At 73.6% G+C, this 24,627-nt stretch carries 18 protein-coding genes; 4 read left to right on the top strand and 14 right to left on the bottom strand.

The features are described 5' to 3' along the window. Positions 1 to 146: 146 nt before the first annotated feature. Positions 147 to 488, bottom strand: coding sequence for an MGMT family protein (locus ACIRSU_RS15845; protein ID WP_403792363.1), 342 nt, complete (start codon positions 486 to 488; stop codon positions 147 to 149). 189 nt (positions 489 to 677) lie between these two features. Between ACIRSU_RS15845 and ACIRSU_RS15850 the strand changes: the two genes are divergently transcribed. Further along, the gene (locus ACIRSU_RS15850; protein WP_403792365.1) at positions 678 to 3,479 is read left to right on the top strand and encodes a flippase-like domain-containing protein; all 2,802 of its coding nucleotides are present in this window, start codon (positions 678 to 680) and stop codon (positions 3,477 to 3,479) included. 15 nt (positions 3,480 to 3,494) lie between these two features. Here ACIRSU_RS15850 and ACIRSU_RS15855 read toward each other — a convergent pair whose 3' ends face one another. Then, positions 3,495 to 3,974, bottom strand: a complete 480-nt coding sequence (locus tag ACIRSU_RS15855) for an IS5 family transposase (protein ID WP_403792366.1) — start codon at positions 3,972 to 3,974, stop codon at positions 3,495 to 3,497. A 162-nt stretch (positions 3,975 to 4,136) separates the two neighbouring features. Between ACIRSU_RS15855 and ACIRSU_RS15860 the strand changes: the two genes are divergently transcribed. Next, positions 4,137 to 7,694 (top strand): protein kinase, encoded by a 3,558-nt coding sequence (locus ACIRSU_RS15860; RefSeq protein WP_403792368.1) that lies wholly within the window; start codon positions 4,137 to 4,139, stop codon positions 7,692 to 7,694. Between the two features lie 133 nt (positions 7,695 to 7,827). After that, on the top strand, positions 7,828 to 9,411 hold the full coding sequence (locus ACIRSU_RS15865) for an alpha/beta hydrolase (protein ID WP_403792369.1): 1,584 nt from the start codon (positions 7,828 to 7,830) through the stop codon (positions 9,409 to 9,411). Positions 9,412 to 9,511: 100 nt separating this feature from the next. Here the strand turns inward: ACIRSU_RS15865 and moeZ are convergent, their stop codons facing one another. The 12 genes from moeZ to ACIRSU_RS15925 form a co-directional block, all read right to left on the bottom strand. Further along, positions 9,512 to 10,690 carry an adenylyltransferase/sulfurtransferase MoeZ gene (gene moeZ, locus ACIRSU_RS15870; protein ID WP_403792371.1) on the bottom strand — a complete coding sequence of 393 codons (1,179 nt, stop codon included), beginning with the start codon at positions 10,688 to 10,690 and terminating at the stop codon, positions 9,512 to 9,514. A 75-nt stretch (positions 10,691 to 10,765) separates the two neighbouring features. After that, a complete protein-coding gene (locus ACIRSU_RS15875; protein ID WP_403792373.1) occupies positions 10,766 to 11,539 on the bottom strand; it encodes a spherulation-specific family 4 protein in 774 nt (257 codons plus the stop codon). After that, on the bottom strand, positions 11,527 to 12,489 hold the full coding sequence (locus tag ACIRSU_RS15880; RefSeq protein WP_403792375.1) for an NAD-dependent epimerase/dehydratase family protein: 963 nt from the start codon (positions 12,487 to 12,489) through the stop codon (positions 11,527 to 11,529). Before ACIRSU_RS15880 ends, ACIRSU_RS15875 begins: the two co-directional genes overlap by 13 nt. Positions 12,490 to 12,673: 184 nt before the next feature. After that, positions 12,674 to 13,999, bottom strand: a complete 1,326-nt coding sequence (locus ACIRSU_RS15885; RefSeq protein WP_403792376.1) for a hypothetical protein — start codon at positions 13,997 to 13,999, stop codon at positions 12,674 to 12,676. Positions 14,000 to 14,012: 13 nt separating this feature from the next. Further along, on the bottom strand, positions 14,013 to 15,722 hold the full coding sequence (locus ACIRSU_RS15890) for a DUF3492 domain-containing protein (protein WP_403792378.1): 1,710 nt from the start codon (positions 15,720 to 15,722) through the stop codon (positions 14,013 to 14,015). A 196-nt stretch (positions 15,723 to 15,918) separates the two neighbouring features. After that, positions 15,919 to 17,559 carry a dipeptide ABC transporter ATP-binding protein gene (locus ACIRSU_RS15895; RefSeq protein ID WP_403792380.1) on the bottom strand — a complete coding sequence of 547 codons (1,641 nt, stop codon included), beginning with the start codon at positions 17,557 to 17,559 and terminating at the stop codon, positions 15,919 to 15,921. Further along, complete coding sequence (locus ACIRSU_RS15900) at positions 17,556 to 18,545, bottom strand: ABC transporter permease (RefSeq protein WP_403792382.1); 990 nt, start codon at positions 18,543 to 18,545, stop codon at positions 17,556 to 17,558. The genes ACIRSU_RS15895 and ACIRSU_RS15900 overlap by 4 nt, the downstream gene beginning before the upstream one ends. Further along, positions 18,542 to 19,531 (bottom strand): ABC transporter permease, encoded by a 990-nt coding sequence (locus tag ACIRSU_RS15905; protein WP_403792384.1) that lies wholly within the window; start codon positions 19,529 to 19,531, stop codon positions 18,542 to 18,544. The genes ACIRSU_RS15900 and ACIRSU_RS15905 overlap by 4 nt, the downstream gene beginning before the upstream one ends. Next, entirely contained in the window at positions 19,528 to 21,276 is a 1,749-nt protein-coding gene (locus ACIRSU_RS15910) for an ABC transporter substrate-binding protein (protein WP_403792386.1), read from the bottom strand. Before ACIRSU_RS15910 ends, ACIRSU_RS15905 begins: the two co-directional genes overlap by 4 nt. A gap of 159 nt (positions 21,277 to 21,435) precedes the next feature. After that, on the bottom strand, positions 21,436 to 21,531 hold the full coding sequence (locus ACIRSU_RS15915) for an Ms4533A family Cys-rich leader peptide (RefSeq protein WP_403792388.1): 96 nt from the start codon (positions 21,529 to 21,531) through the stop codon (positions 21,436 to 21,438). 99 nt (positions 21,532 to 21,630) lie between these two features. Then, positions 21,631 to 22,983, bottom strand: a complete 1,353-nt coding sequence (locus tag ACIRSU_RS15920) for a DUF3152 domain-containing protein (RefSeq protein WP_403792390.1) — start codon at positions 22,981 to 22,983, stop codon at positions 21,631 to 21,633. An 8-nt stretch (positions 22,984 to 22,991) separates the two neighbouring features. Then, positions 22,992 to 23,984 (bottom strand): alpha/beta fold hydrolase, encoded by a 993-nt coding sequence (locus ACIRSU_RS15925; RefSeq protein ID WP_403792393.1) that lies wholly within the window; start codon positions 23,982 to 23,984, stop codon positions 22,992 to 22,994. Positions 23,985 to 24,395: 411 nt separating this feature from the next. Between ACIRSU_RS15925 and ACIRSU_RS15930 the strand changes: the two genes are divergently transcribed. Then, positions 24,396 to 24,614 carry a hypothetical protein gene (locus tag ACIRSU_RS15930; RefSeq protein WP_403792395.1) on the top strand — a complete coding sequence of 73 codons (219 nt, stop codon included), beginning with the start codon at positions 24,396 to 24,398 and terminating at the stop codon, positions 24,612 to 24,614. The last annotated feature ends 13 nt before the right edge of the window (positions 24,615 to 24,627 follow it).

Here is a 24,627-nt window from a genome sequence, read left to right on the forward strand (position 1 = left end):
CCGGGTCCCCGCGTGGACGCGAGGGTGGAGGAGGAAGTCACGTGGGTCGCCGGTCCTGCTGGGTCTGCGGAGTAGGGGTGCGCGGAAACGCGAACCTCGACGTTACGCGATTCCGCGCGCCCGGACCCCGTACCTCGCCCCGCGCCTCACTCCTCGGCGCCGGCTCCGCCGTCCCACCGCGCCGCCCGCATGTCCAGCTTCACCGGGCCTCCCCTGGGTTCCCGCAGCGGCGTGCCCTCGGCCCGGTAGTGACCGAGCGCACGTCGCTCGTGTCCGGGCAGCAGCACGCCGTCCGACCGCACCACGCGCCACCACGGCACGGAGCCCCCGTACAGCGCCATGACCCGGCCGACCTGCCGCGGCCCGCCCTCGCCCAGCCATTCGGCGACGTCGCCGTAGGTCATCACCCGGCCGGGCGGGATCTCCTCGGCGACCTGAAGGACCCGTTCCGCGTACTCGGGCAGCTCGGGCAGCTCCTGTGTCTCCATTCGGGTCATCCTGCCTCACCCCACCGACAACCCCCTGATGCCTCCGTTCGGCCCCGCTTCGTGCCACCATCGTCCGGGCGGTGACTGGTGATACGAGATCAAGAACAAGATCAAGAACGCGATCAAGAGCAAGAGACCACGCTGGAGACGACGGCCACGACGGCCACGGCACAGCACGCAGAGACGGACATGGTGATGACGCACGACAGCCCGCCCGAGCGCGGGCCCGAGCCCGAGCCCGCTCGGGAGCGTGGTCCTCAGCCTGATCCGGAACAGCAGCCCGGTCCGAAGCGTCCGGAACAGCCCGGCCGGCCCCACCAGCCGGAACAGCCGGGACGGACCGGGCAGCCGGAGCGGTCCGCGCCGGCCCCGGACGGGGCCCCCGAGCGCGTGTCCGGTGACGAGCCGCTCCTCGCCGCCCGCGTGCACCGGCCGTCCGACCTGATGCGGCTGCTCGTCGGCGTCCTGGCCATCGCCCTCGTCCTGGCCATCGCCGCCTTCGCCCACGGCACCACCTCCGGCCTGGAGCAGGACATCAACAAGGGCGCCGGCGGCGCCCCGGACGTCTTCGTCAAGATCGCCGGCCTGGTGTCCTCGATCGCCGTCCTGTGCGTCCCGGTCGCCTTCGCGATCGAGCGCCTGGTCAAACGGGACGGGCTGCGGATCGCCGACGGCGTCCTCGCCGCCGTCCTGGCGCACGGCGTGACCCTCGCCACCGACCTGTGGGTGGCGAACGCGGCGCCCGGCACCATCCAGGACGCGCTGACGCAGCCGCAGTCCGGCGGCGGGCTCACCGACCCCGTACACAACTACCTCGCCCCGGTCATCGCGTACATGACCGCCGTCGGCATGGCCCGCAGACCGCGCTGGCGGGTGGCGCTGTGGGGCGTGCTGCTGCTCGACGCGTTCACGATGCTGGTGGCCGGCTACACCACCGCCTTCTCGATCATCCTGACCGTGCTGATCGGCTGGACGGTGGCGTACGGAACGCTGTACGCGGTCGGCTCGCCGAACGTCCGGCCGACCGGCCAGACGCTCCTCGCCGGTCTCCGCCGGGTCGGCTTCCGGCCGGTGACGGCGCTGCGCGCCGAGGGCGTGCCCGAGACCACGGACAAGGACAAGGACCGGGACAAGGACGCCGGTGACCGCGGCCGCCGCTACATCGTGACCCTGGAGGACGGGCCGCCGCTCGACGTCACGGTCGTCGACCGGGAGCAGCAGGCGCACGGCTTCTTCTACCGGGCCTGGCGGCGCATCACCCTGCGCACCATCACCACCCGCCGCTCGATCGTGTCCCTGCGCCAGGCCCTGGAGCAGGAGGCGCTGCTCGCGTACGCGGCGATCGCGGCGGGCGCGAACGCGCCGAAGCTGATCGCCACCTCCGAGCTCGGCCCGGACGCCGTGATGCTCGTGTACGAGCACCTGGGCGGCCGGACCCTGGACTCGCTCGACGACGAGGAGATCACCGACGACCTGGTGCGCAGCGCGTACCGGCAGGTCAAGGCGCTCCAGTCGCGCCGGATCGCGCACCGCAGGCTCGCCGGCGACGCGATTCTGGTGGATCGTTCCGGCAAGGTGATCCTCACGGACCTGCGGGGCGGCGAGATCGCGGCCGGCGATCTGGTGCTGCGGATGGACATCGCCCAGCTGCTCACCACGCTCGGACTGCGGGTCGGCGCCGAGCGGGCGGTCGCCGCTGCCGTGGAGGTGCTCGGCCCGGACGCGATCGCCGACTGTCTGCCGCTGCTCCAGCCGATCGCGCTCAGCCGGTCGACCCGCGCCGAGCTGCGCCGGCTCGCCCGCGAGCGGTCCAAGCGGGAGCGCGAGGCGGTCCTCGCGGCCTCCGAGGCGGCCAAGCAGGCCCGGGCGGAGGCGCGCGCCCACGCCAATCTGGAGACCGACCGGAAGGCGGCCCGGGCGGAGAAGCAGGCCGACAAGAAGGCCGAGAAGCGGGCGCTCGACTCGGCCCTGGACGAGGCCCGCGAGGAGGACCTGCTCGCCCAGATCCGGCAGCAGGTGCTGCGGATCCGGCCGCAGGCGCCGGTGGAGCCGGTCCGGCTCGAACGCATCAAGCCGCGCACCCTCGTCTCGCTCATCGCGGGCGCGGTCGCCGCGTACTTCCTGCTCTCGCAGATCGCCCGCACCCCGCTGTCGACGATCAGCCAGGCCGACTGGGCCTGGGTCGCGGCCGCCGTCGTCTTCTCGGCGCTCAGCTATGTGGCCGCCGCGATGAGCCTGCTCGGCTTCGTGCCGGAGCGGGTGGGCTTCTGGCGCACGGTGGTGGCGCAGGTCGCCGGCTCCTTCGTGAAGATCGTCGCCCCGGCGGCGGTCGGCGGCGTCGCCCTGAACACCCGCTTCCTCCAGCGCTCGGGCGTGCGCCCGGGGCTCGCGGTGGCGAGCGTCGGCGCCTCCCAGCTCTTCGGTCTCGGCGCCCACATCCTGCTCCTGCTGTCCTTCGGCTATCTCACCGGCACGGAACGGTCGCAGTCGTTCACCCCGTCGAGGACGGTGATCGCCGGTCTGCTGACGGTCGCGGTGCTCGTGCTCGTCGTGACGGCCATCCCGTTCATGCGGAAGTTCGTGTCGACCCGGCTGCGGTCGCTCTTCGCGGGCGTCGTGCCGCGCATGCTGGACGTGCTCCAGCGGCCCGTGAAGCTGGCCACGGGCATCGGCGGCATGCTGCTGCTCACCGCCTGCTTCGTCTTCTGCCTGGACGCCTCGGTCCGCGCCTTCGGGCACGGCGACACGACGCTCAGCTACGCGAGCGTCGCCGTCGTCTTCCTCGCCGGCAACGCGCTCGGCTCGGCGGCCCCGACGCCGGGCGGCGTCGGCGCGGTCGAGGGCGCGCTCACCTTCGGCCTGGTGGCGGTGGGCCTCCCGCTGGAGGTCGCCACGCCCGCGGTGCTGCTCTTCCGCCTCCTGACGCTGTGGCTGCCGGTGCTGCCGGGCTGGCTGTGCTTCAACTGGCTGACGAAGCGGGAGGCGCTCTAGGCGGCGTTTTGTCGATCATGTGTCGAGCCAGATGAGGGTGCCGGCGAGGGTGACGGCGGCGAGGTAGCGGTCGGGACGCTTGTCGTAGCGGGTGGCGATGCCGCGCCATTGCTTGAGGCGGTGGAAACAGCGCTCGACGGCGTTGCGGCGCCGGTAGGCCTGCTTGTCGAACCCGCAGGGCCGTTCACGACGCCGTTTCCGGCCTGCGAGTTGGTCGATGCCTTCGGGGATCGTTGCCTTGATCCCGCGCCGTCGGAGGTAGGCCCGGAACGTGCGGGCCGAGTAGCCCTTGTCCGCGACGACGTGGTCGGGCCGGGTCCTGGGCCTTCCCGGACCCGGATGGGTCACACGGATCAAGCCGATGACCGTCTCGGCCTGGGTGCAGTCGTTGCGGTTGCCAGCCGTGACCAGGAAGGCCAGCGGCCGGCCCTGGCCGTCGCAGGCGAGGTGGATTTTGCTGGTCAGCCCGCCGCGGGAGCGTCCGCCCCCCGCCACCGTCGCTTTCCAGCCGCCTTACGGACCCCGCACCCCCGCCGCCGAACCGATTCGCCGTGCCCCACGTCTTCCCGTCGTGGCACGAGGGCCACATCCGTCCGGCACCCGTCCGGAACACCCCGTCCAGCACCACCACCCACCGACACCCTGGGAGGCAAGGTCTTGGCGACACCGCTTCTTCCCACCGACCCACGGCAGCTGGGCGGTTACTACCTCGACGGGCGGCTCGGCGCCGGCGGCCAGGGCGTGGTGTACGAGGGGTACGGCGCCGACGGCCGGCGCGTGGCCGTCAAGGCGTTGCACGAGGCGAGCTTCGGCGACCGGGCCATGCTCCGCAAGGAGATGGAGGCGTGGCGCCGCGTCGCGCCGTTCTGCACCACGAAGGTGCTGGCCGACGACCTCGACGGCCCCGTCCCGTACATCGTCTGCGAGTACGTCGCCGGCCCCGACCTGCGCCGTGCCGTCGACGGCGGAGCCCCGTACGGCCCCGAGGAGCTGCGCCGCCTCGCGATCGGCGTGGCCACGGCGCTGGTGGCCATCCACCGGGCCGGCGTGGTCCACCGCGACCTCAAGCCCGAGAACATCCTCCTCGGCTCCGACGGCCCGCGCGTCATCGACTTCGGCATCGCCCGCATCGTCGAGGGCACCACCACCGCCGGCGTGCCCATGGGCACCCTGCGCTACATGCCGCCCGAGCGATACCGCGGCGAGAACGGCGACGCGAAGGTCGACGTGTGGGGCTGGGGCGCGGTCGTCCTGTTCGCCGCGACCGGCCGGCACGCCTTCGACGCCGACAGCGCGGGCGCGCTCGTCACCCAGGTCGCCTCGCACGAGCCCGACACCTCGGCCCTTGACGAACCACTCCGCTCCCTGGTGACGGCCTCGCTCGCCAAGGACCCGGTCGACCGGCCGACTTCGGAGCAGCTGCTCCTCTCCCTCGTCGGCCGCGCCGACCTCGCCGACGTCGTCGAGGGCGTCCCCCTCGGCATCACGCCCGGCCCCGCCGAGCCGTCCCGCGCCGAACTCGCGGAGGCGGCCTTCGGCAGCCTGGACGTCGCGGCCCAGGAGGCCGTCTCGTCGGTGCTGCTCCGCCTGGTCGCGCCCGGCGAACGCGCCGAGGACACCCTCCGTACCGCACACCGTGCCGAGTTCACCGATGGCCTGACCCCCGAACCGGTCCTCGACCGGGTCCTGCGCGCCTTCACCGAAGCCGGGATCCTGGTCTGGGAGGACCAGGCCGTCGGTCTCTGCAGCGCCGCCCTCATCCGCGCCTGGCCCCGGCTGCGCGACTGGGTCGAGGCCGAACGCGCCGGACTCGCCCTGCACCAGCGCCTGTCCGAGGCGTCCCGCGACTGGGACACCAACGGCCGCAAGAGCGGCGACCTGTTCCAGGGCACGGCCCTGGAACGCGCCCGCGACTGGGCCGCGACCGGCCGCCGCCACCTCACCCTCAACCGCGTCGAACGCGGCTTCCTGGCCGCCGCTGCCGAACTCGCCCGCCGCCGCGGCCGCTTGCGGGTCTGGCTCAGCGCCGCACTGGCCTTCCTGACCGTCGTCGCCGCCGGCGGCGTGGTCGTCGCCGTCGACCAGTGGCAGACCACCGTCGCCCAACGCGACCGCGCCGCCTCCGCCCAGGTCGCCGGCGCCGCGCTCGCCGTCCGCCGCGACGACCCCCAGCTGGCGCGACGGCTGGCGATAGCGTCGGCGCGGCTGGGCGACACGTCCGAGTCGCACTCGGCCCTCCTGGCCCTGCGCAACCAGTGGGAGGACGACGCGCTCACGCTGCCCGGCGTCTCGCCGTCGCAGTCCGCCCTGGACGCCACCGGGCACACGCTGGCGGCCGCGGACGGCACCCGGGTGGAGTTCTGGAACGTGGACGCGCGCAAGCGGATCAGCTCGTACACCGCCCCGGCCCGGGTCAGCCGGCTGGCCCTCTCCGACGACGGCCGGACGGCCGCCGTGAGCACGGACGACGGCTCCACGCGCCTGGTCGACACCGCCACGGCGCGCCCGCGCGACACGCACACCTACCCGGCCCCGCCGTATTCGAGGATGAAGCTCAGCCCGCACGGCACCTATCTGATGGTCCAGTCGGGGCCGCAGAACACCCTGACCGTCTGGGACACCCGCGAGGCCCGGAGCATCATCACCGTGACCACGCCCGGAGACGGCTTCCTGCTCAGGGAGACCTCGCTCTCCCCCGACGAGGCGGTGCTCTCACTCCCCGGCGACCCCGTGCACCGCTTCGCCTGGTTCGACACGCGCACGAAGAAGCGACTGCCCGTCCCCCTGCCGAGCGCCGGTGTGAAAGCCGCCGACATCAAGGGCCCCGTCGTCTTCAGCCCGGACGGCACCCACGCGGCCGTCCTCACCAAGAGCGGCGCGATCAGCGTGTTCGACCGCGCCTACGGGGCTTACGGCATCTCGCGCAAGGGCGCCCAGTGGGACACGGACTATCCGCTCCTCTTCAGCCAGGACGGCCGCTACCTCGTGCAGGGCGCCGTCATCTGGGACGCGACGGGATCGGGCTCCGAGGACCCCGTCCTGCGCTTCTCGACCACCGCGAGCGAGTGCGCTCCCACGACGGCCCTGCGTTTCACCGTCAGCCGCTCCAAGCTCCGCTGCGCCGGAACCGACGGCGTCGTCCGGTCGCTCGACGTCGGCTTCTTCACCCATCCGCCCAAGGACACCGAGCGGACCTACGACGACACCGTCGTGAGCGCGGACCGGCGCACCATCGCCCTGGTCCACGGCCCCGAGGTCGACATCATGTCCCTGGAGTCACGGACCAGGAAGCTCACGGTGACCCCGGCCCCGGCCGATGCGATGAACGCCGTGGAAGACGTCCGGCTGAGCCGCGACGGCCGTGTGCTGGCCGCCCTCAGGTACACCGGCATCGAGATCTGGGACCTCGGAGGGAAGTCGGCCGGGAAGGCGACGGCACGCGGCACCCTGACCGTGATCCAGGCGAGCGAACGCAACGGAACGGACGTGGCATTCGGCTTCTCGCCGGACGCCAGGACGCTCGCCGTGCAGGTCGTGAAGACGGACGGCACCAACAGGCTCACCTTCTGGGACCTGACCACCATGCGCCCGAGCCACGAGACCAAGGCGGACCTCGGCCCCGCGCCCAACGGCGGGGCGGTCCTCTTCGCGCCCGACGGCAGGAGCCTGGTCGCCGCCCCGAACTTCGGCCGGGTCGCCTTCCCGTCCGGCGCCGTCCTCACGAAGGGTTCCCCCGGGCTGCAGGCGGACTCGCTCAGCGACGACGGTACGAAGCTCTACGGCCACGCCCGCGGCTCCCGGCCCACGATCCGGACCTGGGACGCCCAGCGGCTCACGCCCATGGGCGAGGACCTGCGCACGGGAATCGTGGCGGGCTCCGTGCTGAATCCGGAGAACGCCACCGCCGTCTCGTCCGACGGGCGTCTCTTCGCCACCGCCCACCAGGCCGGCGTCCTCCGACAGATCAAGCTGTGGGACAGCCGCGGCCGGATCCAGCTCGGCGTCCCGATGACCGCATCGCACGAGGACATCGTGGCGATGGTGTTCGCGCCCGACGGCAAGACGCTGACCGCCGTCGACGCGAAGGGCCGCACCATCACCTACCCCCTCGACCCGCAACGCCTGATCCGCGACCTCTGCGCCCGCTCCGGCGGCCTCACCGAGGAGGAGTGGCAGGCCCACATCCCCGACGTGCCCTACCGCAAGACCTGCTGACCGGCGCCGTGCCCGGCCGGCGCCGCCCAGGGGGTGTCCGGCGGCGCGGACCCGGACGAGCACGGCGTCCCGTGCGCCACCCGCATGGCCCTCCTCCCGCGCGGCGCCCCGGCCGCCGAACCAGGATGGGGTCATGCCGATCTCCGCCGGCCACCGCGCCGCTCTGCTCACCGCGACGCTCACCGCGACCGCCCTGCTGCTGACCGCCGGGTGTTCCGACGACGGGGGCGAGGCGGCGGTCCCCGAGGCCAGCGGGCCCACCGGGCTGGACCGGCTCGCGGCGCAGAAGCTGGAATGGGCGCCGTGTCTGCCGCCGAACGCGGCGGAGGGCGGCGGGCCGGCGCCGACGCCGCTGCCGGGCGGAACGGGCTGGGAGTGCAGTTTCCTCGCCGCGCCGCTCGACTACGGCAAGCCCGACGGCGACACCGTCGACCTCGCCCTGATCCGCGCCAAGGCCCGCGACCAGGGGCAGCGGATCGGCTCGCTGATCTTCAACTTCGGCGGGCCGGGCGGCTCCGGCGTCACCGGCCTGCCCGGCTTCGCGAACGACTTCGAGTCGCTGCGCTCCCGCTACGACCTGGTCTCCTTCGACCCGCGCGGGGTCGGCCGCAGCAAGCCCGTGGAGTGCCTCTCCGACAAGCAGCTGGACGTCTACTACGCCCTGGACTTCACGCCGGACGACGCCGCCGAGGAGAAGACACTCGCCGACGCGCAGAAGAAGTACGTCAACGGCTGCGAGAAGCAGTCCGGCGCCCAGCTGCCCTACGTCGGCACCGAGAACGCGGCCCGCGACATGGACCTGATGCGCCGGGTCCTCGGCGACGACAAGCTGTACTACTTCGGCATCTCGTACGGCACGGAGCTCGGCGGCGTCTACGCCCACCTGTTCCCGAAGAACGTGGGCCGGGCCGTCTTCGACGCGGTCGTGGACCCGGCGGCGGGCGTGAAGGAGGGCGCGCTCGGGCAGGCAAGGGGCTTCCAGCTGGCGCTCGACAACTTCGCGAAGGACTGCGTGGCGCGCGCCGAGGAGTGCGTGCTGCCCGGCTCGTCGCCCGCCGAGATCGAGGGCTTCATCACGGATCTGCTGGCGTCGCTCGACAAGAAGCCGATCGCGGGCATCGGCGACCGCAGGCTGACGCAGACGCAGGCCACCAACGGCATCGCGCAGGCCCTCTACTCCAAGGAGTTCTGGCCGTATCTGGAGCAGGGTCTCGACGAGGCCGACGCCGGCAACGGCGCGCTGCTGCTCGCGCTGTCCGACTCGATGAACGGCCGTGACCAGAACGGCGTCTACAGCAACATCCAGGCCGCCAACGCCGCCATCAACTGCGTCGACTTCAAGGACCGCTTCACCCTCGACCAGGCCAGGGGGAGCCTGCCCGAGTTCCGCGCCGCCTCGCCCGTCTTCGGCGACTTCATGGGCTGGGGCCTCGCGAGCTGCAGCCAGTGGCCCGTGCCGGGCGCCTGGGACCACCCGGACGTCTCGGCCTCCGGCTCGGCCCCGATCCTGGTCATCGGCAACACCGGCGACCCGGCCACCCCGTACGCGGGCGCCCGCTCGATGGTGGAGGCGCTCGGCAAGGGCGTCGGCGTGGAGCTCACGTACAACGGCCAGGGCCACGGCGCGTACAGCAGCGGCAGCAAGTGCGTGAAGGCCGCGACCGACGCGTACCTGCTGAACGGGAAGGTGCCGGCGTCCGGCACGACCTGCGGCTAGCCACCGCGCCGGGCCCGCCATCGCCGGGCCCGCGGCCGCACGCGGCAGGGCCCGGATCCGCCGTACGGATCCGGGCCCTGCCCCACTCGTCTTCGCGCGATCAGTAGACCGGCTTCTCCGGCTCGATCTGGTGGACCCAGCCGATGACGCCGCCGCCCACGTGCACCGCGTCCGCGAAGCCCGCGGACTTCAGCACGGCGAGGACTTCCGCACTGCGGACACCCGTCTTGCAATGCAGGACGATCCGCTTGTCCTGCGGCAGGTCCTGGAGGGCGTTGCCCATCAGGAACTCGTTCTTCGGGATCAGGCGGGCGCCCGGGATGGAGACGATCTCGTACTCGTTCGGCTCGCGGACGTCGATGATGTCGATCTTCTCGTCCGCGTCGATCCACTCCTTGAGCTGCTTCGGAGTGATCGTGGAGCCGAGCGCCGCCTCCTGGGCCTCCTCGGACACGACGCCGCAGAAGGCCTCGTAGTCGATGAGCTCGGTGACGGTCGGGTTGTCGCCGCAGACCGCGCAGTTGGGGTCCTTGCGGACCTTGACCTGGCGGTACTGCATCTCCAGGGCGTCATAGATCATCAGGCGGCCGACCAGCGGGTCGCCGACGCCCGCGAGGACCTTGATGGCCTCGGTGACCTGGATGGAGCCGATGGACGCGCAGAGCACACCCAGGACGCCGCCCTCGGCGCAGGAGGGGACCATGCCCGGCGGCGGGGGCTCCGGGTAGAGGCAGCGGTAGCAGGGGCCGTACTCGGACCAGAAGACCGAGGCCTGGCCGTCGAAGCGATAGATGGAGCCCCACACGTACGGCTTGTTGAGCAGCACGCACGCGTCGTTGACCAGGTAGCGGGTCGCGAAGTTGTCCGTGCCGTCGACGATCAGGTCGTACTGGCTGAAGATGTCCATCACGTTCTCGGCCTCGAGCCGCTCTTCGTGAAGGATCACGTTCACATACGGGTTGATGCCGAGCACGCTGTCGCGCGCCGACGCGGCCTTGGAGCGGCCGATGTCGGACTGGCTGTGGATGATCTGGCGCTGCAGGTTCGACTCGTCGACCTCGTCGAACTCCACGATGCCGAGCGTGCCCACGCCGGCCGCGGCCAGGTACATCAGGGCCGGGGAGCCGAGCCCGCCGGCGCCCACACAGAGCACCTTGGCGTTCTTCAGCCGCTTCTGCCCGTCCATCCCGACATCAGGGATGATCAGGTGGCGGGAGTACCTGCGGACCTCGTCAACGGTGAGCTCGGCAGCCGGCTCGACCAGGGGTGGCAGCGACACGGAGACCTCATCAATACAGCTGGTCGGGATGTCTTTACGACGGTTGTTCTCCTCATAACACTGCCATGGCCCTCCTCATTCCGAGACACCCCGTCCGATCCGCGAGACGATTTCGTCCCAGTAACCGGGCAGAGTGTGGAATTGGTCGCTTTGTCCCTGGCGGGCCCGCCGATCGGTCATGAAGACCGTGGCGGCGCCCTGCCAGCGGGCGATCCGCAGGGCTTCGTCCAGGTGCGTCCTGGGCACTCCGTGGACGAGATGGACGAACTTCGCGGCCGGATAATCGGCCGTCCACTCGGCCACCTGCGACCAGCGGTAGTCGGCCCACGCGCCGGAGAAGGTGACGAGCTGGTCGGCGGTCTCCGCGTAGCCCGGGTACGGATGGGTGCCGTGGCCCAGGACGAGGTGGACGCCGTTCTCGCCGCCGCCCCCGTCCCCGGCCTCGCCGTCGTGCAGCGCCTCCAGGGTGCCGGCGATGCGCCGTACGCCCGGCAGGTCGGCCCGGTCGGAGGGACATCGGTCCAGGTAGTAGCCGTCGGCCCGGTACCAGTCGAGGTAGCGCTGGGCGTCCGAGACGACCTCGCCGAAGGGACGCGAACCGTGCGACAGGTCGATGTGCCCGAGCACCCGGACGCCCGCGTTCCGCAGCTTGCCGGCGGCCTCCAGGCAGTGCGGGTCGGGCCGGTCGCCCGGCCCGTCGGCCACGTTGAGGACGGCCCAGTGGACGGGGGCGCCGGGGCGGGTCAGCTCGGCCCATTCGACGGGGGCGAGCAGGGGGTGGGCGTAGCCGGGGACGCCCACCCCCATCCCGGTGACCGTCCCGGTGCCGGTGGCGGTCAGATGCGGCATGCCGCCTCCATCCAGATGTCCGCCAGCGACTCCTCCAGGTTGATCCGGGGCCGCCAGCCGAGCCGGTCGCGCGCGGTGCGCACGTCGGCCTGCTGCCAGGGGCCGCAGCCGTCCGGGTACGGGTAGGGGGCGGCGGCCAGCTGCTCGGCGATGGTGGCCTCGGTGCGCGGGGCGCCGATGACCGGGCGCGGCGGGTGCCCGTCGAGCTCGTGGAGCTGGCCGGCGTATCCGGCGACCCGGGCGAGGACGGCGGCGGCGTCGCGGAGCTTCACGGCCCGGCCGGTGCCGATGTTGACGACGCCCTGGGCGGCGGAGAGCGAGGCGGCGTGCACGGCCCGGGCCACGTCCCGGACGTCCACGAAGTCCCGCTGCACGCCGAGGCCGCTGAGCTTCAGCTCGCCGTCGCCGGCCTGCATGGCGCGCCGCATCGCCTCGGCGAGCCGGCCGAGCGGGGAACCGGCCGGGGTGCCGGGGCCGACGGGCGAGAAGACCCGCAGGACGACGGCGTCGAGGCCGGAGCCGAGGACCAGCTCGGTCGCGGCGAGCTTGGACACTCCGTACGGGCCGCCGGGCCGCGGCACCGCGTCCTCGGCGGTGGACGAGCCCGGCTGGCTGGGCCCGTACTCGGAGGCGCAGCCGACCTGGACGAGCCGGGCGCCGCAGCCGCTGCGGCGCAGCGCCTCGCAGACGGTGGCGACGGCGACGGTGTTGTGCCGGGTGAGGTCGCGGGCGCCGCCGCGGGTGGCGCCGGCGCAGTTGACGACGACCCCGGGATGGACGGCGTCGAAGAACCGGGTCAGCGCGCCGGGGCTGCCGGTGGCGAGGTCGAACCGCACGTCGGCGTCGTCGCCGCGGCCCAGCGCGGTGAGGTGGACGGCCGGGTCGGCGAGCAGGCGGTCGGCGACGAACCGGCCGATGAATCCGTTGGCTCCGAGCAGCAGCACCCTCATCGTGCGGCCCCTTCGTGCCGACCGGCCGTGGTGGGGAGGTGGCGCTTCATGTCTTTTCGTCTCCTTGCGAGTGGCGAGGGATCGGGTACGGGGAGGCACGCCCGCGGCGTCGGCTCCGCGGGGTGCGCGGGGTGCACCGGTGGGGGGGTCAGGCGGGCAGGGGTCGTGGGGCGGGGCGTACGGGTCAGGCGTGGGCCGAAGCGCGGGAGAGCGCTCCGGTGGCGTGGATCAGCAGGGCGAGGGCCGCCGTGCCGCAGAGCAGGGCGGGCAGGGCCGCCGGTCCCCAGAGGGCGACGACGGCGCGGACGGGGGCGCCGAGGAGGTCGCAGCCCGGGAGGCGGGCGGCGAGGACGCTCGCGAGGACGAGGGCCTCGGCGGAGGCGGTGGCCATGAGGACGCTGTCGGCGGCCTCGGCGAAGCCGTGCACGGCGAGCAGCCGGGCGAGCAGCAGCAGCGTGCCGAGGGCGAGGGCGCCGGGGTGGAAGCCGGTGAGGACGAGCAGTCCGGTGAGGGCGGCGAGGTGGAGGGCGACGCAGCCGAGGAGCAGCGGTCTGGTGCCGGCGGCGAAGTCGGCGAGGCCGCGGCTGGCGGCGAGTCTGCGTCGGGCGCGGGCGGCGAAGAGGTGGGCGCACCAGGCGGCGGGGGCGACGGAGAGGGCGAGGGCGAGCAGCGGTCCGGTGTCGAGGAGCCAGCTGGTGCCGGCCGGGCCGTCGAGCGGGGTGACGACGGTCGGGGCGCCGTCGGGCCCGCCCGTGAGCACCTGGTCGAGCAGGCCGTCGCCGGCGGCCGCGTACGCGAGGAGCCACAGGACCCACAGCGGGGTGCCGGGTACGAGGCGGCCGGTGGCGCGCAGCGGGCCGCGGCGGACGGCGGCGAGCACGGCGGCGGCGAGGCCGAGCGCCCCGAGCACTCCGGCCGTGGTCCGCGCCGCCCCGGTGGTGAGGGCGAGCCCGGTGACGGCGAGGGCGGCGACGGCGCCGGGCGCGCAGGTGGTGAGCGCCCACGCGGTCCACGGGGTACGGGGCGGGGCGGCGGGCTCGGTACGGGTACGGGGGGTCTCGTCGCGCGGCACGCGCGCGTACAGCTCCTCGGCGAGCGAGAAGACGTCCCGGTGCCGGAAGCGGGCGGCGGTCCGGTCGGTGACGCCGTGCGCTTCGAGTCCGGCGGCGATCTCCAGGGCGTCGACGGCCCGTTCGCACAGCTCGCGGTGGCGGTGCATCAGCGCTTTGACGGGGTCGGCGGGTCCGCGCCGGGCGGCCGTCCGCAGGGGCTGCGGCGCGAGCGGCGGCAGGGGCTCCGGGGCGGGCTCCGAAACGCACCCCGGGGCGGACTCCGGCGCGGACTCCGACACGGATGGCCGTACCGGCTGCGGCTGCGGCTCCGGCTGCTGAATCGCTTCGGCAAGCGCTTCCGCGGGTCCTGGTGCCGGGGCGAGGGCGGCGGCCTTGAGCAGGGCCTCGGAGCGGGAGTCCCAGGGGCCGGGGCTGGTGGGAGCGGCGGGGCCGCGCATGGCTGTGCCTCCTTCAGGCATCGGGATCACCCGTTCCGGCCGCGGCGGTGACCGGCTGGTCCGCCCAGCTGCCCGGCACATGGGCCTCGGCGGGGTGGGCGAAGGGCACGCCGCAGCTGGTCCGGCGGCGGACCGGCGAGTGGGAGAGGAGTTCGAGGTAGATGCCGCGGAACGCCGCGAGGTTCTGTTCGACCGTGAACAGCTCCAGGGCCCGGGCGCGGGCGGCGGCGCCGAGGCGGTACCGCCGCTCGGGGTCGCGCAGCAGCGCGAGGCAGGCGTCGGCGAGCGCCTTGGGGTTGCGGGGCGGGACGACGAGTCCGGTGCCGCCGATGACCTCGACGACCGCGCCGACGTCGGTGGAGACGGTGGCCCGCGCGCAGAACATGGCCTCGACCAGGCCGACGGGGAAGCCCTCGACGACGCTGGAGAGGACGACGACGGCGCTGGCGGCGTACGCGTCCTCCAGGGTGGGGGCCTCGGGGCCGCCCAGCTCCTCGAAGGAGACCGGGTTCTCGCCGACGGCGTGCACCCCGCTCGCCTCGTCGGGGAAGAGCTGCTCGGCGAGGCCCCGGCAGTGGGCGAGGTACGCGGCGGCGCCCGGCTCCCGTACCGGCGCGGCGATGATCCGCAGCCGGGCGTCGGGCTGCCGGCGCCGCACCTCGGCGAAGGCGTGCAGCAGGGCGACGAGGTCCTTGGCGGGTTCGACGCGGCCGATCCAAGCGAGGGTCGCGGGGTCGCCGCTCTCCTCGTCCTCGCCGACCTCGGCGAAGCGGTCGGCGTCCATGCCGGGGTGGACGGTGCGCAGCCGGGCGCGGTCGGCGCCGCACTTCTCCTGCCAGCGGCGGGCGTGCGCGTTGCCGGGGGTGAGCAGCGCGGCCTGGCGGTAGACCTCGCCGGCGAGCCGGCCGTGGAAGGCGGCGAGCAGGGCGCGGACGGAGGTGGCGAGGGGGGCGCCGGTGGCGGCGAGGTAGTGGGCGCGGAGCTGGACGCCGTACTCGGTGACGAGCAGCGGGGTGCCGAAGAAGCGTTTGGCCAGCAGGCCCGGGAGCGCGGCGGCGCCGGCGGAGGCGGCGTGGCAGAGGTCGACGAGCGCGAGGCCGCCGGCTGCCGCGCCGTCGGCGCCGTCCGTGCCGGGCTCCGTCTCGTCGTACCAGTCCAGCGAGAGCGGGCGCAGCGCGCGCTCCAGCTGTTCGGTGAAGGCGAGCTGGTCGGGCACGGTGGCGCCGGCGACGGCGCGGCGTGCGCCGGGCGCGCGGCAGGCGGCCTCCAGGATCCGGACGGCGGGCTCGGAGCGGAGCGCGGCGGGCAGTCCGCCGTGCTCGCGGGCGAGTTCGGCGAGCCCGTAGAGCCCGGCGGCGAACCGCTCGGCCCCGGCGCCCCCGGCCGCCGTCCGGCCGGCCGCGGTCTGCCCGTCCTCGGCGCAGATGCCGTGCGCGAGTTCCGCGAACGCGGTCTCGAAGCGCCGGCGCTCGCGCCGCCCGTATCCCGTACGGCGGGCGAGGGGCGCCCCCTCGCTCCCGCCGTCCCAGAGCGCGGCGGTGCGCACCGCGCGCACGTTGGGCGGCAGGTGCGCGCGGCCGGTGGCGTCCTGGCGGGCGTCGCGGCTGAGCGCGTAGACGTCGAACTCGTGCGGCGCGAGCCCGCGAACGAGCCGGTCGCACCAGAGGCCGGACTCACCCGTGGCGTACGGATAGCCACTCTCCGTGAGCAGTCCGATCCGCATGAGCAACACCCCCGTTCTCCCGTGACGTCTGCCGTGACTGGTGTCCCGCGGCGGGAAGAACGTAAGCGGATATGACGGTGGCGCGACGGACGGTTGTCCATCGCGCCACCGGAAGGGGTGAATGCTCGTAACTTTCGCACCGCGGTCGCGTTTTGTCGCGCTACGAGATCGTCACGTCACTGTCCGTGTGATCACCTCAGGCGGCCGCGGGCGTCCGTTCCAGGGCCGGGACGGCGGCCAGGAGCCGTCGCGTGTACGGGTCCTCGGGCGCTCCGTACACCTTCTCGACGGTGCCCTGCTCGACGATCCGCCCGGCCCGCATCACGGCGACCCGGTCGCTGACCTGCCGCACCACCGCCAGGTCGTGGGCGATGAAGACGAGCCCGAGGCCGAGTTCGGCCTGGAGGTCGGCGAGCAGGGCGGTGACCTGGGCCTGGGTGGTGACGTCGAGCGCGGAGACGGGCTCGTCGCAGACGATCAGGCGCGGCCGGGCGGCGAGCGCGCGGGCGATGCCGACGCGCTGGCGCTGGCCGCCGCTGAACTCGTGCGGGTAGGCGTCGTACCGGTCGGGGTCGAGCCCCACCCGGTCGAGCAGCTCCCGCACCCGGCTCCGGACGAGCCGGTCGTCGCGCTCGCCCGCCGCGCGCAGCGGGTCGGCGACGGACTCGCCGATCGAGCGGCGCGGGTTGAGGGAGGAGACGGGGTCCTGGAACACCATCTGCAGCTCGCGCCGGTGCGGGCGCAGTTCCTTCTCCGACAGCCGGCCGATCTCCGTCCCGGCGTACCGCAGCCGGCCGTCGGTCGGGTCGAGCAGGCGCACCAGCATCCGGCCGAGGGTGGTCTTGCCGCTGCCGGACTCGCCGACGACGCCGAGGGTCTCCCCGGCCCGTACGGTCAGCGAGACGCCGTCGACGGCCGTGACCTTCGCCTTCCCGCGCCCGAACTCGCGCCGCAGCCCGACTGCTTCGAGCAGCGGCTCGCCGACGGGCGGCGCCGCCGGCGCGGGGCGCAGCGGTCCGTCGAGCCGGGGCACGGCGCTGAGCAGCTCGCGGGTGTACGGCTCCGAGGGCGCGGCGAGCACCCGCGCCGCGGGCCCGCGTTCGACCGCCCGTCCGCCGCGCATGACCAGGATGTCGTCGGCGCTCTCCGCGGCGACGCCGACGTCGTGGGTGACGAGCAGCAGGGCCGTGCCGGTCTCCTGGCGCAGCTCGTGGAGCAGGTCAAGGATCTGGGCCTGGACGGTGACGTCGAGGGCGGTGGTCGGTTCGTCGGCGACGAGGAGCCGCGGCTCGCAGGCGAGCGCCATCGCGATGAGGGCGCGCTGGCGCATGCCGCCGCTGAACTCGTGCGGGCGGGAGCGGGAGCGGCGGGCGGCGTCGGGGATGCCGACGCGGTCGAGGACTTCGACGGCGCGGGCGCGGGCGGCGCCACGGGTGGTGCCGGGCCGGTGCACCCGGTACACCTCCGCGATCTGGTCGCCGATCGCGTAGTACGGGTCGAGGGCGGACAGCGGGTCCTGGAAGACCATCGCCGCCACCCCGCCCCGCAGCTCGCGCAGTTCGGCCGGGCCGGCCGACCCCACGTCGATGCCGCCCACCGTGACCCGGCCGTCGACGCGGGCGCCGGTGCCGTGGTGCAGCCCCAGGAGGGCGCCGGCCACGGTGGACTTGCCGCTGCCCGACTCACCGACGAGGGCGAGGGCGCGGCCCGCGTCCAGGGTGAAGGAGAGGTCGTCGACGGCGGTGACGGAGTCGTCGAAGGCGACGGTGAGCCCTGCCACGGTGACCACGGGAAGGACGGGGACGAGGGGGGCGACGGGGGCGACGGGGACGCTCACGTGAGGACCACCCTTCGGTCGGCGACGGCGTAGAGGAGGTCCGCGACGACGTTCGCGACGACCACGGCGGCCCCCATGAGGAGCACGACGCCCACGACGACGGGCAGGTCGATCTGCCGGACGCCGTCGATCAGGGTCTTGCCGAGTCCGGGGATGCCGAAGAGGGACTCGGTGAGCACGGCGCCGCCGAACATCGAGCCGAGGTCGAGCGCGCTGAGCGCGACGACGGGCGGCACGGCGCCGCGCAGCGCGTGCCGGGTGACGACGGCCCGCTCCCCCACCCCGTAGGCGCGGAAGGTGCGGATGTGGTCCTCGGCGAGCGTCTCCAGGGTGGAACTCCGGGTCAGCCGGGCGTACTTCGCGGACTCGAAGAAGCCGAGGGTGAGCCAGGGAAGCAGCATGTTCCAGGCCCACTGCTCGGGGTCCTCGCCGAGCGGCACGTAGGTCGGGAAGGGCAGCCAGCGCAGATAGGCGCAGACGGCCATGAGGAGGAGCAGTCCCAGGATGAAGACGGGCGTGCCGGTGCCGGCGAGGGTCAGCACGGTGAGGGCCCGCTCGGTGAGTCCGCCGCGCCGCAGCGCGGAGAGGAGTCCGGTGCCGACGCCGATGACGAGCCAGATCACCATCGCGCCGAGCGCGAGCGAGGCGGTGGCCGGGAGACGTTCCAGGATGAGGTCGGTGACCTGCTGGTCGGTCTGGTACGACAGGCCGAGGCAGGGCGCGTCGCAGTTCAGCACGCCGGTGCCGCCGGAGTAGTCCCGCCCGGCCACGACGCCCTGGGCGAAGTGCAGGTACTGCGCGAACACACTTTCGTTCAGGCCGAGTTGCTCACGCACCTGGGCGATCTGCTGCGGGTTGCAGCGCTCACCGCAGGCGAGCCGGGCGGGGTCGCCGGGGGCGACGTAGAAGAGCGCGTAGACGAGGACGGACAGCGCGAGCAGGACGAGGGCGGCGCCCGCGAGCCGCCGCAGGACGTAGCGGGTCATGGGGTCTTCTCCTTGCGGACCTTGCGCGGTGCCCGCACGCGGGCAGCCTCGCGCGGGTCCAGTGCGGCGCGCACGGCGTCGCCGAGGACGGTGCAGGCGAGCACGGTCGCGAAGAGCACTCCGGCCGGCAGCAGCACGTACGCCGGATCGGCCCGGAACCAGGTCTGCGCGGTGGACAGCATCTGCCCCCAGGACGGCGTGGGCGGGGTGACGCCCACACCGAGGAAGGACAGCGACGCCTCGGTGACGATGTTGGAGGGCACGAGGACCGCCGCGTACGTGAGCACGGGCGCGGCCAGCGACGGCAGCAGTTCGCGCCGGGCGGTGCGCCAGGGCCCCGAGCCGGCCAGCCGGGCCGCGGAGACGAAGTCGAGGCTCTTCAGGGTGAGTGTCTGGGCGCGCACGATCCGGGAGGTGCCGGCCCAGCCGATCAGTCCGATGACCAGGATCAGCAGCAGCGGGCGCGGGAAGTCGCGGGGGACGACGGCGGTGAGCGCGATGGCGAGGACGAGGAACGGCAGGGCGACGAACACGTCGGTGACCCGGCCGATGACGGCGTCCGCCCAGCGTCCGCCGAGCCCGGCGGCGAGGCCGAGTGCCACACCGATGAGCACCTGCACGGCGGTGGCGCCGAGCGCGACGAGCAGCGAGATCCGGGCGCCGTACAGGAGCCGGACGAACAGGTCGCGGCCGGTGCCGGGTTCGACGCCGAGCCAGTGCTCGGCGCTGATCCCGCCGAAGGAGCCGTACGGGACGCCGCCGCGGGCGGAGTCGACGAGGTCGTCGTGGTAGCTGTGCGGGTCCTGGCCCGCGAGGGCGGCGAGCAGCGGCGCGCCCGCGGCGAGCAGGACGAGCAGGACGAGGACGGCGCCTGCGGTGAGGGCGGCGGGGCGGGTGCGCAGCCGCTGCCACACCCGCCGGGCGGCGCCCGTGGCGGCGGGGCCGCCGCCCGCCACGGGTGCCGGGAGGTCGGTCAGCGCGGTCACTTGACGGCGACCTGCGAGACGTCGAGGACTCCGGTCCAGTCGCTGATGACGACGTTCTTGACGTCCTTGCCGACGAGCCGCTTGTAGACGGGGTGGAAGAGCGGCACGTCGAGGGCCTGCTCGCCGATCTTCTTGTCGAGGGCGCCCCAGCGGGCGGCGGCGGCCTTGAGGTCGGTGAGCTTGTTGATCTCGTCGATCTCGTGGTTGACGGCGGGGTCGTTCAGCTGGGCGTGGTTGTAGTTGGAGCCGTTGGTGACGATCTGCCGGCCGTCGAAGATCGGCGCGAGGAAGGGGCCGCCGGCCGGCCAGTCGGCGCCCCAGCGGGAGAGGAAGAAGCCGGGTGCGTCCTTGACGCTCCAGCGCTTCTCGTTGAAGGCGTTGGGCTCCTGGCCGTCGAGCTTGACGGTGATGCCGGCCTTGGCGAGCGCCTCCTGGACGGCGGTGGCGATCTCGGGGCTGGTGATGCGGTTCTGGGCGGTGGAGTGCAGCAGGGTGACGGTCAGGCCGTTCGGGTAGCCGGCCTCCTTGAGCAGCGCCTTGGCCTTGGCCGGGTCGCCGGTCCTGCCGGCCGGGAAGTGGTCGTAGGGGGTGTAGCCGAAGGACTTCTGCTCGGGCAGGAAGGTGGTGGCGGCCTCGGCGAGCGCGGAGCCGCCGGCCGCGTTGACGACGCTGGTGCGGTTGACGGCGTAGGAGATCGCCTGGCGGACCTTGGGGTTGTCGAAGGGCTTCACCTTCGGGTTGAAGGCGATGTAGTTGGTGAAGCCGAAGTGGCCGGTGCCGACGCGGGCGGCGAGTTCCTTGTCGGAGCCGATCTGGGCGAGTTCGGCGGGGCCGAGGTTGGTGTCGGTGGTGACGGCGGCGGCGTCGGCGCCGGAGGAGGTGGCGAGCCGCTGGTTGATGACGGCCTCGTCGAGCCCGGACCTGACGTCGATCCGGTCGGGGTACGCCTTGCGCTCGTCGTCGGTCTTCGGGTCCCAGTGCGGGTTGCGCTCCAGGACGAGGTGCTCACCGTCGTTGTCGTTCTTCACGACCTTGTACGGGCCGGAGGAGACCGGGTGCTCCTCGTACTTCGCGCCGGTGTCCTTGGCCTTGGGGACGGGCGCGAACTGCGTCTGGGTGGCGACGAACGGGAACTCGCCCTCGGGCTTGCGCAGCTTGAAGACGATGGTCCTGGCGTCGGGCGTGACGATCGACGCGAGGCCCTTGCCCTTCTTTCCATCGGGCGCAGTTTTGTACGGGCCCTGGTAGGTCTCGCCGCCGATCAGCCAGTCGCGCAGGTAGGGGGCGCCGCCGGAGAGTTCGGCGGCGAAGGAGCGCTCGATGCCGTACTTGATGTCGGCGCTGGTGATGGGCGTGCCGTCCTCGTACGTCAGCCCGTCCTTGAGGGTGTACGTCCACTCGGTGGCGTCCTTGTTCGGGCGGCCGGTGTCGGTGGCGAGGTCGGGGACGACCTCGGTGCCGGCGGCGCCCGCCTCGCGGTTGCGGGTGGTGAGCGTGCGGAAGACGAGGGACGGGATGTTGCCGCCGCCGGAGGTGTAGAGCCGGGCGGGGTCGAAGTCGCTCTGCGCCTCGCTGTTGAGGACGGTGAGAGTGCCGCCCTTCTTCGGGGCGCTGCCGGCGCCCTTGCCGGCGGATCCTCCGCCGGCGGCGTCCTGCGGTCCGGCGCAGGCGACGGCGCCCGAGGCCAGGACGAGACTGACGGCGGCGGCCGCCACGCGGCGCGAAATCACGGACGATGGACGCATCGGAGGAACCTCTCGGGGTGAACTGCGGGAAGGAGCAAGGGAGTTCCGCAGGCACGGGGAGACGTTCCGGAAACCGGAAGGAGAGCGCGACGCACCTGCGGAGGGAAACCCGTGCGGGTGCGGCGTGCGAAAGGAGGCCGACGTAGCGCGCGGGCTGCGTCAGCGACAGAGGATGTCGGCGACCGCGTGCCCGGTCACGCCGAAGAGCGCCAGCTCAAAGGCGGCGCGCTCGGTGGTGACGGCTCGGTTCGACATGCCGAGAAATATGGACGAACGCCTGAACGATGTCAACGCGCAAGACACGCGCCGAGACGCCCGTCTCGACATGTGGACCGCAGAGACGGTGACGGGCCGTCAACCCTCGGGGTGCACCCAGGGGTTGGGCCGACACTTGATCCCGTCGATGTCCAGCGACTTCGTCTGCTGCTGCATCACCGGCGCGAGCGCGCCCGGCGTACGGCAGCTCACATGGCTGTGCCCCAGTCGGTGCCCGACCTCGTGGTTGATGAGCATCTGGCGGTACGCGTGCATCGCGTGCGGCCCGAAGGTGACCGAGCCCTGCGCCCAGCGGAACGCGTTGATCATCACGCGCTGCGTGGAGGCCGAGTCGCAGGACACGTTGTCGACCGTCGTGTCGAGACCGGACTTGGCGCACCAGGCGCCGGTGGTGCCCGGGCTGGCCAGCGTGATCACGAAGTCCGGGTCGCCGGTGGAGATCCGCTCGAAGGTCATCTCCCCCTTCCCGGCCCAGCTGCGCCGGTCGTTGAGGGTTCTCTGCACGGCCTGCGCGAACAGCGTCCCGTCGAGGCCGAGCCCCTTCTCGACGTCGACCCGATAGCGGTACGTGCGCCCCTTGCCCGGCGCCTTGTCGAGACCGGGCACGGTCTCGAACTCCCCCGACCCCTTCAGGTGCGGGTCGATGGGGAACTGGCGGGCCATCAGCTGCTCGTACGTCGGCGGCGCGGCCGGCGGCGGCTTCGACGGCGCGGCCCGGTCGTCGGAGCGCGAGGCCGGGCTCTCCGCGCCGATCCGGTCGGCGGAGTCGTCGGCGGCGTGCGTCGTGCGCGAGCCGTCACCGTCGCTCTCGGCGACCTGACCTGCGATGACGACCGCGAGGACGGTGGTGATCGCCGCCGCGACGATCCCGGTGAGGGTACGGCCGAGGGCGGCGCCCGGCTTGGCCTGCGCCTTGGACTCGGCGGCCGGTGCGGGCTGCTCCTGCGCGGGAGGCGTCTCCCGGCGCGGTGCCGGTATGAACGGGGCCGCGGGGCGGGCGGGACCGGCGGTTGAGGGCTTCGCGTACGGGTAGCGGGCCGCCGGGGCCGCCGTCTCGGGGTGGGCCGGGTGCCCGCCACGCACGAAGGGCCGGCCGGCGGTCTCGTACGCCCCGGCGTGGCGCGGGGTGCCGTGCGCCGGCGTCTCGTACGCCGGGGTGCCGTGGGTCGGCGTGCCGTGTGCCGGGGTGCCACGGTCCGGCGTCTCGTACGGGCGGCCCTGGCCCTGCGGCGGATACGGGCGGCCCTGGCCCGGCGTGTCATACGTACTGTCGTACGGGCTGTCGTACGGGCGCGGGGGCTGCGGTGCCGCCGGGGGCTGCTGCCCACCGGTCCGCCTGCGTCGCCCCGTCCCCGGCCCCGGCCCTTCGGCCTCCCGCTGCCCGGTGTCGTTCACCGGGGCGGCGGGGCCCTTGCGACTATGTCGTCCCACGGTCCGGCTCAGCTCCCGCCCTCGGCCGCCACCGGCCGCGCGTCGGCGGCCCCGGTGATCAGCTCCCGTACCGCCGCGGCGACGGTCTCCGGATACTCCATCATCGCCACGTGCCCGGCCTCCGGGAGCGTGAGAAGCGTCGAACGGCGGAAGGCGGCGGCCGCCCTGCGCGCCATCCGGTAGCCGACGAGCCGGTCCCGCCCGCCGTACACGAGGAGCGTCGGCGCGAGCACCCGCTCCGCCTGCCGCCACAGTCCGTGCTGGCCGCCGAGCGTGTACGCGTCGACGATGCCGCGCGAGGAGCGGGCCATGGCGTCCCAGAAGTACGGCAGCTCCAGGCGCCGCTCCATCTCCTCGACGGCGTGCCGCAGGCCCTCCTCGGAGACCCGGCCGGGGTCGCCGTAACAGAGGGAGAGCACGCCCTTGACCCGCTGCTCGGCCGTCCAGTCCTTCGTCAGCCTCGCGAACAGCGACGCGATGCCGGGCGCCGCGAGCAGCACGGTCGGCCAGGCGCTGCGCTGGACGCGCAGCTCGGGCAGGGCCGGGGAGATCAGCGTCAGCGTGCGGACCAGGTCGGGGCGCACGGCGGCGACCCGGGTGGCGACCGCGCCGCCCATCGAGTTGCCGAGCAGGTGCACCGGGCCGCGGCCTGCGGCGTCGAGCAGCCGGATGACCGCGCGGGCGTGGCCGGTCACGGAGTAGTTGCCGTCGTCGGGCGGCGGCGAGTCGCCGAAGCCGGGCAGGTCGACCGCCTCGCCGTCGACGAGGTCGGAGAGCAGCGGCATCAGGTCCGACCAGTTCTGCGAGGAGCCGCCGAGCCCGTGCACGTACAGCGCGGGCGGCAGACCGGTCCGGCCGGCGGGCCGCGCGCGGACGGTCAGGGTGAGTCCGGGCAGCGCGACGGACCGCAGCTCCTCGCCGTCGGCGACCCGTACGGTGCGCGGCGGCCGGGTCGCGGGCGAGGCGGCGGTCCGGGTTTCCGGCAGCTCGGTCGAGGACATGGCAGCGATATTACGAGACGATCACGCCCGGACGCGTGTGGGTGGCGTCACAGACATGTGGGTGGCGTCACAGGACCGGTCGCGGCGCCGGGCCGAAGGGCTGCAGCGGAGGCTCGTGGGACCGGTCGCGGCACGGTGTCGAGCGACCGCAGCGGTCGCTCGCGCGATCCATCGATCGGTCGATGGACAGTCGCGGTCGCCCGGTTGATCGGTCGCGTCGCCGGATCCGCGTCGCGCGGGTGCGGCTGCTCGCACGATCGGGTGCAGGGCGCGCATACGCGTGCCGGATCGGGTGCGGTGCACGGGAGGAACTCCTACGCTCGGAGTGAGAGCCGGGCACGGCCCTCGGACAGCACCCGCGGACCCGCCCGCCGGAAGGGACGGACAGACCCGCTCGCCGGAAGGAACCGCATGACTGTCGACCCGAACGAGCCGGACACATTCGCCGAGGAAGAAGAGGACGTCGTGCTGGACGAGGAGACCCCGGAGGCCGACGCGGCCGAGCAGCACACCGAGCTGCAGCCGCACGAGGACGAGCCGCTCAACCACATCAAGCACGACGCCGCGAACGACGCGGACGCCATCGAGCAGGCGCGGGTCGTCACGCTCGACGAGGACGACTACCGCTGAGTAGCCCCGTGGT

The organism is Streptomyces sp. NPDC101160 (genome assembly GCF_044768205.1).
In the GTDB taxonomy this organism is placed as follows: domain Bacteria; phylum Actinomycetota; class Actinomycetes; order Streptomycetales; family Streptomycetaceae; genus Streptomyces.

Excerpts from the sequence above, each read along its gene's own strand:
- ACIRSU_RS15880 (WP_403792375.1), bottom strand. The coding sequence starts at position 12,489 with ATGAGGGTGCTGCTGCTCGGAGCCAACGGATTCATCGGCCGGTTCGTC.
- ACIRSU_RS15885 (WP_403792376.1), bottom strand. The coding sequence starts at position 13,999 with ATGCGCGGCCCCGCCGCTCCCACCAGCCCCGGCCCCTGGGACTCCCGC.
- ACIRSU_RS15850 (WP_403792365.1), top strand. The coding sequence starts at position 678 with ATGGTGATGACGCACGACAGCCCGCCCGAGCGCGGGCCCGAGCCCGAG.
- ACIRSU_RS15925 (WP_403792393.1), bottom strand. The coding sequence starts at position 23,984 with ATGTCCTCGACCGAGCTGCCGGAAACCCGGACCGCCGCCTCGCCCGCG.
- ACIRSU_RS15900 (WP_403792382.1), bottom strand. The coding sequence starts at position 18,545 with ATGACCCGCTACGTCCTGCGGCGGCTCGCGGGCGCCGCCCTCGTCCTG.
- ACIRSU_RS15845 (WP_403792363.1), bottom strand. The coding sequence starts at position 488 with ATGGAGACACAGGAGCTGCCCGAGCTGCCCGAGTACGCGGAACGGGTC.
- ACIRSU_RS15890 (WP_403792378.1), bottom strand. The coding sequence starts at position 15,722 with ATGCGGATCGGACTGCTCACGGAGAGTGGCTATCCGTACGCCACGGGT.
- ACIRSU_RS15910 (WP_403792386.1), bottom strand. The coding sequence starts at position 21,276 with ATGCGTCCATCGTCCGTGATTTCGCGCCGCGTGGCGGCCGCCGCCGTC.
- ACIRSU_RS15915 (WP_403792388.1), bottom strand. The coding sequence starts at position 21,531 with ATGTCGAACCGAGCCGTCACCACCGAGCGCGCCGCCTTTGAGCTGGCG.
- ACIRSU_RS15865 (WP_403792369.1), top strand. The coding sequence starts at position 7,828 with ATGCCGATCTCCGCCGGCCACCGCGCCGCTCTGCTCACCGCGACGCTC.
- ACIRSU_RS15875 (WP_403792373.1), bottom strand. The coding sequence starts at position 11,539 with ATGCCGCATCTGACCGCCACCGGCACCGGGACGGTCACCGGGATGGGG.
- ACIRSU_RS15930 (WP_403792395.1), top strand. The coding sequence starts at position 24,396 with ATGACTGTCGACCCGAACGAGCCGGACACATTCGCCGAGGAAGAAGAG.